The 12726-nt window shown below is 32.6% G+C and carries 12 protein-coding genes and 2 tRNA genes; 4 read left to right on the forward strand and 10 right to left on the reverse strand.

Annotated elements, in window-relative coordinates:
* Window positions 1–35: 35 nt before the first annotated feature.
* Window positions 36–1175 (forward strand): HU family DNA-binding protein, encoded by a 1140-nt coding sequence (locus IPK14_20550; protein ID MBK7995678.1) that lies wholly within the window; start codon window positions 36–38, stop codon window positions 1173–1175.
* An 87-nt stretch (window positions 1176–1262) separates the two neighbouring features.
* On the opposite strand, the gene IPK14_20555 is transcribed toward IPK14_20550, so the two are convergent.
* Window positions 1263–1336, reverse strand: a tRNA-Arg gene (locus tag IPK14_20555).
* A gap of 12 nt (window positions 1337–1348) precedes the next feature.
* Window positions 1349–1422 (reverse strand) — tRNA-Pro (locus IPK14_20560).
* A gap of 342 nt (window positions 1423–1764) precedes the next feature.
* Between IPK14_20560 and IPK14_20565 the strand changes: the two genes are divergently transcribed.
* The gene (locus IPK14_20565; protein MBK7995679.1) at window positions 1765–2022 is read left to right on the forward strand and encodes a hypothetical protein; all 258 of its coding nucleotides are present in this window, start codon (window positions 1765–1767) and stop codon (window positions 2020–2022) included.
* 85 nt (window positions 2023–2107) lie between these two features.
* Here the strand turns inward: IPK14_20565 and IPK14_20570 are convergent, their stop codons facing one another.
* The 8 genes from IPK14_20570 to IPK14_20605 form a co-directional block, all read right to left on the reverse strand.
* Entirely contained in the window at window positions 2108–2812 is a 705-nt protein-coding gene (locus tag IPK14_20570; GenBank protein ID MBK7995680.1) for a lipid-binding SYLF domain-containing protein, read from the reverse strand.
* 157 nt (window positions 2813–2969) lie between these two features.
* The gene (locus tag IPK14_20575) at window positions 2970–3521 is read right to left on the reverse strand and encodes a HEAT repeat domain-containing protein (GenBank protein ID MBK7995681.1); all 552 of its coding nucleotides are present in this window, start codon (window positions 3519–3521) and stop codon (window positions 2970–2972) included.
* A 22-nt stretch (window positions 3522–3543) separates the two neighbouring features.
* Window positions 3544–4365, reverse strand: coding sequence for a HEAT repeat domain-containing protein (locus IPK14_20580; GenBank protein ID MBK7995682.1), 822 nt, complete (start codon window positions 4363–4365; stop codon window positions 3544–3546).
* Between the two features lie 2 nt (window positions 4366–4367).
* Entirely contained in the window at window positions 4368–6185 is a 1818-nt protein-coding gene (locus IPK14_20585; protein ID MBK7995683.1) for a protein kinase, read from the reverse strand.
* A gap of 147 nt (window positions 6186–6332) precedes the next feature.
* The gene (locus IPK14_20590) at window positions 6333–6566 is read right to left on the reverse strand and encodes a hypothetical protein (protein MBK7995684.1); all 234 of its coding nucleotides are present in this window, start codon (window positions 6564–6566) and stop codon (window positions 6333–6335) included.
* Window positions 6567–6690: 124 nt separating this feature from the next.
* Entirely contained in the window at window positions 6691–7281 is a 591-nt protein-coding gene (locus IPK14_20595) for a TlpA family protein disulfide reductase (GenBank protein ID MBK7995685.1), read from the reverse strand.
* Window positions 7282–7349: 68 nt separating this feature from the next.
* Window positions 7350–8495 carry a hypothetical protein gene (locus IPK14_20600; protein ID MBK7995686.1) on the reverse strand — a complete coding sequence of 382 codons (1146 nt, stop codon included), beginning with the start codon at window positions 8493–8495 and terminating at the stop codon, window positions 7350–7352.
* A gap of 56 nt (window positions 8496–8551) precedes the next feature.
* Window positions 8552–11920, reverse strand: a complete 3369-nt coding sequence (locus tag IPK14_20605) for a protein kinase (protein ID MBK7995687.1) — start codon at window positions 11918–11920, stop codon at window positions 8552–8554.
* Window positions 11921–12091: 171 nt separating this feature from the next.
* Between IPK14_20605 and IPK14_20610 the strand changes: the two genes are divergently transcribed.
* Both IPK14_20610 and IPK14_20615 read left to right on the forward strand, forming a co-directional pair.
* The gene (locus IPK14_20610) at window positions 12092–12412 is read left to right on the forward strand and encodes an ATP-dependent Clp protease adaptor ClpS (protein ID MBK7995688.1); all 321 of its coding nucleotides are present in this window, start codon (window positions 12092–12094) and stop codon (window positions 12410–12412) included.
* Window positions 12413–12414: 2 nt separating this feature from the next.
* Window positions 12415–12699: an ATP-dependent Clp protease adaptor ClpS gene (locus IPK14_20615; GenBank protein ID MBK7995689.1), complete on the forward strand. Its 285-nt coding sequence runs from the start codon at window positions 12415–12417 to the stop codon at window positions 12697–12699.
* Window positions 12700–12726: the final 27 nt, after the last annotated feature.

Here is a 12726-nt window from a genome sequence, read left to right on the forward strand (position 1 = left end):
TTAGCGCAAGGAAAAATTTTTTTTTGGGGCAAAATGTGTCAAAAATAGACTTTAAACCTAATCGTTATTTTGTAGATACACTAGTTAAATCAGGGTTTACACGTAAAGAAGCACATAAGATTTTTAATAGCTTATTTACAAACATTACAGAGACTTTGCTAGCAAATAATACTGCTCAAATAAAAGGTTTTGGTACGTTTCAGCTTTATTCAAAATCTAATAACCGGCAAGTTTTACCAACAAATGATAGTAAAGCAGAAAGATTTGTTAAGTTTTACCCTACTAATTCGCTTAAATCATTTATTGGACAGATAGCAACTAATCTAGCAATACAAGAAAAGTTACCTAGTCTTAATAAAGTAAACTCTGAGAAAAACCTTGCACAAACTCAACAAACAGATAATTTAGGTGAAGATAAAACTATTGATGAAGCTTTTATAGAAGAAAAAGATACATTAGGAGATGTTGAATTAACTGAAGAACAAAGATGGGTAGAATTTGATTTACATTACAATGTTGGCATTGCTTACAAGGAAATGATGCTTTATGAAATGGCTATAGAAGAATTACTGGTAGCTATTGGCTTAATAGAAAGTCATTTATCTAACAAAGAGCAAAAAAGTAAATTAGTGCAATCTTGTGAGATAGTTAGTTTATGTTATGTTGGCTTAAGTGCTTATGAAAAGGCAGAGAGTTGGCTTTTAAGGGGCTTAGATTTAATTGATTATGAAGCTAATGAATATAAAGCTTTACGTTATGATTTAGCTTTACTTTATGAAGCAACAGGGCGAATAGAAGAGGCAACCGAAGCTTTTTTTGATGTTTATGCAATAGATATTAATTTTCGTCGAATAGCACAGAAGTTAAAAACTTTGCAAAGTCGTTATATAAAAAAATACCGTGATGAGCGACGGGATCAGCTAATTCCAGTGCTAGTGCGCGGTCGAAGTATTTCAGGCGAGAGATTTGAGGAAGATACTTTAATAGTTAATGTTTCACGTCGAGGAGCAGCAATAAAAAGCTCTTATCCACTTCAACCAAATACCTTTTTAGAACTGCATTTTCCAAATGTGGTAGCTGTAAAAATAGCTAAAATTGTTTGGTGTACTGCTGCTAGTAACTATGTAGGTGGATTTCAAGCAGGGATTTTAGTTTATCATGATAAGCCAAAGTAATTATTTTTAAGTTTTAGTATTTAAGAAGAGTTAAATGTAGAGATTAAGTTAGATTTAGAAAGGATTAAAGATTAGGTACTTTTTGAGTACGCCCATGTGGATTCGAACCACAGACCTACGGCTTAGAAGGCCGTTGCTCTATCCTACTGAGCTATGGGCGCAAAAGAAGGCAATCGGGGAGAGTGGATTCGAACCACCGGTCTCTTGGTCCCAAACCAAGCGCGTTACCAGACTACGCCACTCCCCGTAAAATTAAAATGATTAAAATAACTTGTTGTTTGAAAGTGTGTACTCTACTAAAATCTCTTTGTTACTGTCAAGCAGACTAAGCAAAAATTTACGGAAAATCTGCAAGTGCCATATCTGACAGCTATAGTCAAATATGGCATTTAGTTAGTGCCAAGCTTGTCAGGCATAGGATTTTAATTTAAGAAAATAGCTATGAAACTTTATAGGCCAAAAGGCTAATTACTAGTAAATACAAGTATTTATCTAAATGACCAATAGATTAGGTTATAAGCTACTTAAAGGCATATTATTTGATTTAGCTATCAGCAAAATATTCCAAAAATTCTTTTAGGAGAAAGTTATGATAGCTACAAATCTTAATTCTTATAGTGGCACAAATATTTATCCAATAAATAATGCAAATGTAAACTTAGATAAAAGCCAAGATAAAAATATTAATGAAAGTATAAAGGTTGATATGCCATCTCCACCAATTTCATTAATTTCTGATTATCAAAATTCAGGGAACTTTATTGCTTATAAAATTTCCCAACAATTAAATAATTCACCTGTGATTAACCTTCAACTTAATTTATCAGGCTATGGAATAGGTGGTTAAAACATACTTAATTAAAACTAACTAAGCAAATAAAAAAGGCAGCTATAAATTTATAGCTGCCTTTTTATTTTTAGGAACAAGATGATTAATCTTTTTTAGGAGATCGTTTATTAAGAGCTTCAATAAATAAGTTAGTATCTTCTGGATATCCAACTAAATTACTAATTAGTGCGTCTTTTGCAGCTATTTTCTTTCCATATAAACCTAAATTAGCCTCTTGGTCTGGTTTTAGAGAAGAGCCTTTAAGAGAAATTCCAGCAAAAACACCTTGAGTACGTGAATAAGCTAGGATTTCTGCTTTTAGTGCAGCATCAGTTTCTGCACTGCTAGCACGGCCAACCGGCCCGGCAGCAACAGAAGCATCTGCACCTAAAGTAAATTTATCTTTTAGCAGTGAATTAATTCCTTTGTCATTCATAATGACTAATACTAAATCAATTGATTGTCCGCCAATTTGAAGACCAAAACTCCCACCTTTAAGGGAGAAAAATAGCGGCGCACTCCAACCATCTGGAGATCTACGACAGCTTGCTAGTCCCTTTCCATATTGACCACCAAAGACAAAAGCTCCTTTTTTTACCGATGGAATTACCATAATACATTCACATTTACCTAAAATGTCTTTTGGGACGCTTTTATCAGGAGTGTCTAGTAGTTGGGTTAAAACATCTACTGCATTTGTAATTCTTTCTTTTTCTGCTTGGCTGATTTTGGCCGCAGTTGAAATAACAAAAGAAAAAACAAAAACTACTAAAACTAAAAATCGAGTAAAGAAAAGACGGTTTTTCATAAATTTACAATATCTATTTTTAGAAGTACCTAAAAATAATGCTAACTCCTTTTACCTATAAATCCTAGGTCTTACGACTTAGTCTACAATTACATAGCCCTTGTAAGGCTTTATACTTATGATTTTATCTTATACTTAATCTTTTAGACATAAGTAGCTAATTAGATTCAAAACCTCTTGTTTGATGATTGGAAATATTTTTAGAGCTAATAATTTTTTCTATAGCTGATTTTATAGAGTCAGCAAGAAAAGGATCTGATATATCATTAAGTTTGTTTTCTAGCGGCTTAATTGCAAATTCATCTCCTATTTCTTCTAAAGCTTGAATTACGCTATAAAAAACTGTTTCGTCAGAGTCCGATAACATATTGATCAGTAACTGTGTTACTTTTGGAGTTTTAATTCTAGATAAAGCTTTAATAGTTACATTTCTAATTGTTGGATCTAAATCTGTTAGGTAGATAGTAAGAAGGTCTAAAACAGTTTCTTGACCAACTTGGCCTAAAGCTTGGATAGCAAAGTATTTAACATTTACATCAGGATCATTTAAGGCAAAAATTAAAGGATTAATTGCTAAGTTTGTACCTATGCTTCCAATTGCCTGGACAGCTTTTTGGCGTAAATCAGCCGGTTCATCAGTTAAAAGATTGCTAAGGGGCTTAATAGCTTGTGGATCAGCTAGAATTTCCAGGGATGAATAGCAAACCATTGAACTTCTATATCTATGTCTGTTAGGCTTTAAATAAGGCAGAAATAGCGGTTTTGCTGCTAATATGGCCTAGGGCCCAGGCTGACAGCCTTCGTTTAGCTATATTTGTATCAGCTAGTAAATTAATTAGTAAATCTATAGTTTCTTCACTTGGAATTTGAGCTAAAGCTAAAATAATTTGTTCTTTGATTTGGTTTAAGGTTTCGTTTTCTTCTGTATCGGCAATACTTTCTAATATATTAAATAAAGGTCTTACCGCTTTTGGATTAGCTATTTTTCCTAAAGCTTCTATTATAGTAGTGTAAATTGTTATATTTGGATCATTTAAGCAATCTAATAAGCAATCAAGAGCTTCAGCAGCTTTAATTTCTCCTAACCAATAAGCTGCTAGATTACGATAAGGTGAGCTAGGATCTTGGAGCAGGTAAATTAAATTTTTTACCAATAATTCCTGAGAGAGACTAGATAAAGTTACTAAAGCTGTGCGTCCAAGTAAATTTTCTGGATCTCGTTCTAAGTCTTCTAAAAAAATAATCTTAAATAGAGGTTCAAATGCTTCAAGACTGCCAATTTGCTCAAATGCAACACAAGTTTGTATTTGTACAAAAAGATCTTCGTCTGATAATAAAGGTAGTAAATCTTCAGCAAGATTTTCTTCTGTAATTTCGGCTATTTCTCCCAAAATACGTACAACAGCAGCACGAGTTGATGCACTTTGGCTTTTAAGCATTCCTAACAAAGGAAAGATACTTGTAGGATCTTTTAGCGCAATTATTTGTTCAATAGCATTTTCTCTAACATCTATATCATCATCTGAAAGTTCTGTTAGTAGGCTATTGAGCATTTTTAATAGCTCCCAGATTCATCATTTAAGCTAATTTGGCCTGTTGATTCTAATAAATTGACAATACGATAAGTTTTTGCATTACAACTAGGTGAGCGAGCTAAAAGCTGAGCTAAATTCATTTCAGATTGTTGAACTAAATACCAAATAGTTTCTGCTAGGGTTAGGTTAGTTTTATCTTGCCAATTTAGCCTATTTGAATAGATTTCAAAACCAGCAAGTAAGTCAGGAAAGATTTCTTTATATTCTTGTAACTCATTTTTTAGGGATATTGCTTCATTCCAAAGATCTTCCCCAGATTCAATAATAGGTTCAAGATTTCTTAATTCATCTAAATAAAGTGCAGGTCTGAAAATATAGCTACCTTCAACAGGCATTTGGAAAAGTTGGAAGAAAGCTTCTTTACCAACACGAACGCCAAGTTTAGTGGAAACAACATTTCCTTGTTCAAAATAAAGGCTACAAAAAGGTGGAGGAGGCAAATCAGTAGTTTTATTTTTAGCTATTTCGTGGGCTGCTCCTTTATTAGTATAGACTAGTAGAGAGCCTGTAACTTGAAGTCCAATTAGGGTATGTATAACAGAAGCTAAGTCACATTCTGGAAAATATCCGTGTAAAAATTCTTGATCAACAGCAATAAATTCTGATGAAGAAACAATATTTGACTTAGGTGTTTCTGATTGAGGCAGAGTTACTACAGAAAGAGGCTCTGTTTCACTACTAGGGTTATTTACTTTGCTACGTGGTTCAGGTCTATTACGTCCAGCAGAATAATCTAAAGAATAACCAGAAGGATCAAGGCTCAATAACACGGCTGCCTCCAAATCCTGATCAGTTGCAGAGCTAAAAGCATTTCTAAAATCCTGGTCTGTAATGGTTTGCACAACTGCTGATAGTTCTCTAGCAAAAGTAGTGATATCTTTTGGTCGTCTATCAGGGTCTTTTTCTAAAGCATGCATTACAACCGCATTAATAAGAGGTGGGATGTCAGGACAGATTTCATTAATTGGTTGAGGCATTTCTGTCACCTGTTTATAAATTACAGCAATAGAATTAGGCCCTTCAAAAGGTAACTTACCAGTAAGAATGCGATACAGTATAATACCGACAGAATAGATATCAGATCTTGGGTCAACTGCTCTAGCTGTACATTGTTCGGGGGAAATATAATGAGGTGTACCAATTACAGAACCCATGCCAGTAAGATCACTAGCACTCATTCCATCTAAAACTTGTATAAGTTTAGCAATTCCAAAATCTACAACTTTAACAATTTCTTGTCCATCTTCTTTGTGGATAAAAATATTATCTGGTTTTAAGTCTCGGTGGACTATACCTCGTTTATGAGCAACATTAAGAACAGCACAAATTTGCTGAATAACATTATTAGCTTCTATAACGCTAAATCGGCCTTTTTCCTTAAGTCGTTCTGAAAGCGAACAACCAACCAAAAATTCCATTACTACATAAACAAGTTCATCAGAGGTTATGCCGAAATCCATAACGGCAATAGCATTTGGATGGCGTATTTTCATTGCTGCATAAGCTTCACGACGAAATCGCTCTACAGCAGTAGGGTTATTTACTAGGTCACGGCGCATTAATTTTACAGCTACAGGAGCTTGTAGTTGTAGGTGAGTAGCTTTATAGATAGTGCCAGTAGTTCCTTCACCAATTTTTTCATCTATTTGATATTTACTATCAATTTGAAAACTAACAAAATCTGTTTGTGAGGCATTAGCCAGCGCGCTGCCATCATAGGGACAAAAACTCTTCTCTGAGGGAAAAGCTTTTTTGCATTTAGGGCATTGCATTAACATAAGGTTTTCTACTGGTCGTTACAGAAAATTTTAGGATTAAAATTACAAAAATTATTACAAAAATGTTTGGTGGGTAGCAAAACCCCAAAATAGCTATTTGTAAGGCAACTAAAATAATAACGTTTGGCTATTAGCTTTACTTAAAACTTAGCGTGTTATCATATGGATAATTTCTTGTATTAAGTTACGTTGCTCTTTTATTTTGGCACGTGCGCGCCAAAGGGGCTTATCGCTTAAATGGCTAATATGGTCTCTCCAACTATCAATAAATACTTCTGCACCAGGGTTTTTTCTTTTGTAATCTTCAGATGCACGTTCTACTTCGCTACGATCTTCAGATTGTAAAATTAAAGTAAAGTATGGTTTTGCTTGTCCTAACATTTTGTTCCTTGTGTTTTTTTTGGTGTAAAGTAATTATAAGGAGCATTTAACATATCTAGAATCTTTTCTCAAGGAATAAAAACGGAAAAACTTTCCAGTAAAGCTAGATATTTTCTGCTTGTCCTTATTTTATTTGTGAAACAGTTTTTAGAAAATTAATAGTAGTTTCACTATCCCATTTAGCCGCACCTAAATGATCAAAAACTATCTTACCATTAGCTGCAATTATAAGCGTTCTAGGTATTGCGTCACCTCTATATATTTGAGGCAAATTTTCTACCGTATAAACAGGCAAGGAAAATTTCCTTTTTTGAATAAATTGGTTAACTGTTTCCTGGTCTTCATCTGAAACTAAGGCAAAGACAATATCATCATTTTTGGTTTTTTCGTAGAGGCTTTCTAAGCTAGGCATTTCTGCTATACAAGGGCCACACCAAGTAGCCCACATATTAAGCACTAATACTTTATTTTTCCAATCTCCTGCATTAACAGTTTTTCCACTTAAGTCTTTTACTGACCAATTATATTCTGCATCCATAGTGTTAATAATGGACTCAGGAAATCTTGGGGATGGAAGACTAGCAGAAGCCTTTTTTACTTCTTCTTCATTAGGAACAGGACTAGTTGTTTTTACTGATACACTCTCACACGCAGTTAGAGAAAGTAAAAAGATAAAAAGTAATGAAAAAACCAGTCGGTAATAGGATTTTTGCATTTTATACATCCATTAAGTTAATAAGTTAAAAGCTAATTATTTCCTTAAAGCAAACTAGCATTATGATTTTAAGTTTTCTTTTCTACAATGTTACGATGCGAAAAAAATGCTGTTGCTTGTGTTAAAACAAAACCTAGGGCAAAAGTAATAGGTAAAGTAGCTATTTTTATAAAAGAACCACTAGGACGAGTTAATTGGTTTTCACCTACAAGGAATTTTAGATGATCTTGGTCATAAGTCATAGAAAAATATATTGATAAAGCCCAAATAGCTCCCAAACAAATAGAAATTGGTATAGATAAAACTAAAGTCTGTTTATATTGGTAAAGTAATTTACCTATTAAGTTTCCTAGCATAAGGCAAAGTATTGGACTAAGAATCCAGGCTAATAAACTAGTCTTAAAAAACCTTGGAATAGGGGCTTGTACGGTTAATGCTAGAGAGTTTGATGGAGGTGTTAGCCAGGTAGCAGTTAGTTTTCCATCTTCATTATTTAATTTATTGTTGCTAGCAAATTGCCAACCTTTAGGAATATAAATAGTTGCATCTAAAGACTTAAAGCCTACCCAGTCTCTAGTTTGCGTTAAACTATAAACAAGTTGCCAAGGAATAGTTTCATCCCCTTGTAAGTATGTAGTAGGTTGTGCTAGGTAAGAAACCTTGATTTTATGAGTACCTGAAGGTATAGACAAATTAAAACGAATATTTCCACTTTTGAGTTGAGGCCGATAAGCAACTAGCCAAGTCCCATCAATAGAAGGAGTATTATTTGGGATTCCCCAATTAATAGGGAGATCTTTTTCTGTTGGGTCAAAAGAAAAATCTGTAATAGCTTGATCATTTAACCAAACGCCTGTATTAGTACCAGTAAAACTCATTGCATCAGCAAAAAAAGTTAGACTAATTGCTTGTTCTTGCTTGTAATTACGCACTTGATAAATAGTTTCAACGGTGACTAAACGTTGGGAATGTTCGCCAGTAAATTCTAGTAGCTGATTTCTATGAAAATTAGTTAAGCCTCGTAAATCCAGGGTTAAGTTTTCTTTTTCAATGACAACTGAGCTTAGATCTGCTATTGGCTCACCAATAGGGTTTCCAGAAAGAAAAGGGTTAAAGATTCTTATTTCATTTGCGGCATTTGTGGTGTAAGTGCTAGCAAAAAAAACAGTTAAAAATATAAAGACAAATAGGCTCTTAAACATAAGTTTAAGCATAAAAGTAGTTCCTTGATTAATAAAAATTAGCTTAATTATGATGGAGAAGTGGTTTTCTATAAATGTGTGATTCCTGCCTCTATTAACTCCTCTAGTGCAGCAATTAGCTGGACAAAGCTCTTAAAGTGTATTTTATAATCTATAATATTATCGGCTCTAAGCTGTAAGTTAATAGCTTTTAATAAAAAGCTTTCTAACATTGGATGTATATCTTTTTGATAAGTAGAAGGGCGTTTAATGTACAAAAAGGCCGACTTAAAATATTGTCCAACTAGTTCAGAACTATAAACCCAGTCAAAAAGATTTTCTCCAATGTATGTTAAATCTATAAATTCTGAAGACCCTCTTTGCATTACAAGCGGATGTTGTTGACAGGCTATTTCCCATAAAATTAACCCAAAAGCAAACATGTCATCAGACTCTAACATTGGGTAATATGCTGGAGTAGTAATCATAGTTTGAGCATCTCGTTTTTCTTTACTTCCAAAATAACCAGGGTCAATTAACTTAACTGAGTTACTAGTTACTAAAATGTTTTCAGGCTTTAGATCTCCATGATAGTGAAAATTAGGGTTTTGTGAGAGCCTATCTAAGGCAACTGCAATTTCTATCATTACACGAATAGAAATTGTACGAGTTTTCATTGTTTCTCTTAGTGTTTTACCTACAATATAATTCATTTGGTAATAACATATATTATGTTGAGAGTAAAGCTTATCTACTTTTACTAAAGCAGGGTCACTAGTTTTTTGTAACTTTTCTGCTTGAAAAGAAAGAAACTGCTCTATATCTGGGATTTTACTACCAACACAACCAAGCGTAATGTTTATTTCCTGGGTTCTAATACTAGAATGATCCGGTAAGCTTACTAATTGACGAGGTTTGGCAATCTTAAAAGCTTTTTGTGTAAGGTTATTTGGTTCAACCCCTCGATGAACCCAAGAAAAATTTCCTTCCCCAATTAAATCTGTTAGCAAATACTTATCCACTGATAAATAATTAGAAATAAATCTAAAATTATTAAGTAGTAGTTCTTCTGTAAGATCTCTAGTTGTAGAATTTTGAAAGCATTCTTTTAAGGCATTGATGAAATCATTAGCTGTTTGATAACGTTGGTTTAGATCTGAGGAAAGAGCTTTCTTAAAAACTATATTTAATGTTGTTGGTAAAGACTGATCAAGTGTTTCTACATCAAGGATATTACAGTTAAATTTTTTTCTTAACAATATTTCTATAGAATCACAATTTTCAAATGGGTGATGCCCTGTTAAACAAAGATAGGCTATTTCTGCTAGTGCATATATATCAGAGCTAGGAAGCAACAAATTATTTTGTAGTTGTTCTATTGCTAAATATAAAGGGTTGCCAACAATTTTCTCTTTCATATCAGGGTTTTCACCAAAAAAACTAGTTAAAAAAACTTGATCATCTGGAGAAATAAGTATTTTTTGAGGAGAAAGATTTCCATGTAAAATCTGCCTTTTATGTGTATATTCTAAAATATTAGCTATTTGTTTAAGTATTAGTAATAGATGCGTTGAAGAAATTTTCTTTCTTAAGATATATTCAGATAGAGTTATTCCTGGTATATACTGAAAAACACTAAAGTAATATTCTTTAGTAATACCAACCTGATATAGTTTAGGTATATTTGTATGGTTTAACTTAGAGTGTAATTTAGCTATTTTAAGGAAACTTTCTATATAATTAGGAGAAGAGTTTTTTATCTCAAGAGTTTTTAAGAAAACTATTCGGTTTCCTAGATTAATTTGCTCAGCTAAGTAATTAACATGAGGAGAAGTTTCACCAAGTTTTTTGTTTAGCTGGTAATTATCTATTATATTTGGGTTTAAGCTAACAAGATTAGTCTTAGTTATAGCTTTATTTAATGCTCCTGTTATTTTAGTTGTTAAAGGTTTTGTAATAGGTTTTGAGCTAAACTCAATATTATTAGTAGATGATAAAGAGTTTAGTAAAGATAAAATTTCAACAATGCTAGTTGCTACAATAGAATTTTTGTTATTTTCATAAATGCTAGAAATTTTACTTAGTTCTTCATTAGATAAAGTTATAAGAGTTTTGTTATTTTGAATTTTTAGGACAAATTTATCTTGGCTATTAAGCTGAGAAGGTGGTTCTAAAATTATGTAATACCAAAAGTTAAAGGAAAAAATAGATTCTACTAGTAAAGTGGAAAGATCTAATTTTTTAGAAATACTTTGGTTTTGCTGAGTTGAAAAACTTAAGCTTAAGTAAAGCCTATTAGAAATACGCCAACGTTTATTTATAGTTAGCTGTTGGTTGGTTTCTGCTACTTTAAATGAATCTTGAAAATTATCATTTTCATCCAAGATTTTTATGGGAATTAAGTTAGTAAATTTTGTTTTAGTTAAAGAAGAGTTTTCTACAGCAAATTCGCCTGAACTAGTAAAACTCGGCTGATTAACAGATAAATAATTAAGTAAAAAATCTACTTCTTGTGCAGAAATAGTTCCTAGAGGTCTAAAATTATTACCCTTAGAATTTCCTTCTAGTCTATCAATAAAGGCATTAGCAGTTTCTTGAAATTCTTGGTCATCTGTTAGACTAAAAATAGAATTTCCTTCTAGTCTAACTAAAAAAGCTTGCCATTTTTCTCCTGCAATCAAAGTTCTTTCAGCTTGTAAAATTAAATAATGTCTTTCTTTTAAGCCTAGGTATTCTTTTATAAAAAAATCTTCATTGCTTGTAGGGTCTGAAGGTATTGGCAAGGAAATAGACAAATTTTCTGGTAAAGGACGTTGCCATTTACGAATAGAAATAGATTTTCCAGCAGAAATTATGTCCCATCTAACCTTAAAAGTCCTGCTAATAGAACGCTCCTTAATGCAATCTGCGTAATATTCAATTGAAAATTTATCATTGATTTGGCCTAAAAAAGATGTGATTTCTGAAGTAGAAATAGTAGGGTAGTAGTCCACCTGACTTCTTAAAATGCTAGTTAATTTACTTAATTCTGTTATTCCAATTATAGAAACTGATTGAGGATTATTTAATTTTACAACATATTGGGTAAAGCTCTCATCATCTAAGTCAAAAGGGGTTTCTTCTAAAATTAAATAAGTAGTACTGCCGATTTGACCAAGCCACATAATTTCTAAGTCTGGGCGATGTTGATAAAACATTTGCACAGAGCTAAAAGAAATATTTGGCGAGTATTTTTCATAAACTCGGTATTCTGGTGGTTGAAGGCGTAGAAAAACCCTTTTAGGTAGTTGTCTAGTATAGTTATCAATAGATTCAACTTGCCAACAACGAACAATTTTAACTATTTCACCTGTCGCACCTAATTCAGGAGGAAAAAAAGGTAGACCTGCAACTAAGGTTCGTTGATGTGTTGGGAATTGTCGGTGTGGAAATATAAATGGGTTTGGGTTAATGGGCATCTAAGCTTTTCCTAATTTGCAAACTAATAACTTATTATAAAGAAAAAATTTATTTTAAGCTTTTTAGTAAAAGTAAACAAAGACAAATAGAAATTGCTCTTATCCAGATATCGTTGCAAAATATAGCTATCTAAAACATAGTTATCAAAAATTAGTAACATGGAAATTGCTATGTCTAAATATGATCCTGAAAGTGATGAAGCAGTATTAACCAAGAATGATAAAAAAGAAAAGCTTGACGAACCTCCTAAGTATAAGGTCTTGCTTCATAATGATGATTTTACTACACAGGATTTTGTAGTTTTTGTCTTACAAAAAATCTTTAATCATCCTTTAGAAGAAGCAATTCATCGAATGTATCAAGTACATTTTCAAGGGCTTACAATTGGTGGAGTTTATCCTTATGAAATTGCAGAGACAAAAGCCAATAAAGTAATTAGATTGGCTCGGGAAAGAGATTTTCCTTTTATGTGTAGTCTGGAGAAAGAATAAATATGTCTAAGTATGATCCAGACCAGGCAACGATTACAAAAAATAAAGAAGAAGTAACGGAACCTCCAAAATATAAAGTAATTTTACATAATGATGATTTTACTCCAATGGACTTTGTTACTTTGGTACTAGAAAAAGTTTTTCGATATTCTTATCGTCAAGCTGAAAGCTTAATGCTAAAGGTTCATTACTCTGGTAGTGGAATAGTGGGTATTTACCCTTATGAAATTGCAGAATTAAAGCTAGTAAAAGCTACTAGATGGCACAAGAAGAAGGTTATCCTTTAATGCTAACTTTAGAACAAGAGTCATAGT

Source organism: Blastocatellia bacterium, from assembly GCA_016713405.1.
GTDB lineage: Bacteria > Acidobacteriota > Blastocatellia > Chloracidobacteriales > JADJPF01 > JADJPF01.

Bases quoted from the DNA above. Each gene is read 5' to 3' on its own strand.
- IPK14_20565 (MBK7995679.1), top strand. From the start codon at position 1,765: ATGATAGCTACAAATCTTAATTCTTATAGTGGCACAAATATTTATCCA.
- IPK14_20570 (MBK7995680.1), bottom strand. From the start codon at position 2,812: ATGAAAAACCGTCTTTTCTTTACTCGATTTTTAGTTTTAGTAGTTTTT.
- IPK14_20575 (MBK7995681.1), bottom strand. From the start codon at position 3,521: ATGGTTTGCTATTCATCCCTGGAAATTCTAGCTGATCCACAAGCTATT.
- IPK14_20580 (MBK7995682.1), bottom strand. From the start codon at position 4,365: ATGCTCAATAGCCTACTAACAGAACTTTCAGATGATGATATAGATGTT.
- IPK14_20585 (MBK7995683.1), bottom strand. From the start codon at position 6,185: ATGTTAATGCAATGCCCTAAATGCAAAAAAGCTTTTCCCTCAGAGAAG.
- IPK14_20590 (MBK7995684.1), bottom strand. From the start codon at position 6,566: ATGTTAGGACAAGCAAAACCATACTTTACTTTAATTTTACAATCTGAA.
- IPK14_20595 (MBK7995685.1), bottom strand. From the start codon at position 7,281: ATGCAAAAATCCTATTACCGACTGGTTTTTTCATTACTTTTTATCTTT.
- IPK14_20600 (MBK7995686.1), bottom strand. From the start codon at position 8,495: ATGCTTAAACTTATGTTTAAGAGCCTATTTGTCTTTATATTTTTAACT.
- IPK14_20605 (MBK7995687.1), bottom strand. From the start codon at position 11,920: ATGCCCATTAACCCAAACCCATTTATATTTCCACACCGACAATTCCCA.
- IPK14_20610 (MBK7995688.1), top strand. From the start codon at position 12,092: ATGTCTAAATATGATCCTGAAAGTGATGAAGCAGTATTAACCAAGAAT.
- IPK14_20615 (MBK7995689.1), top strand. From the start codon at position 12,415: ATGTCTAAGTATGATCCAGACCAGGCAACGATTACAAAAAATAAAGAA.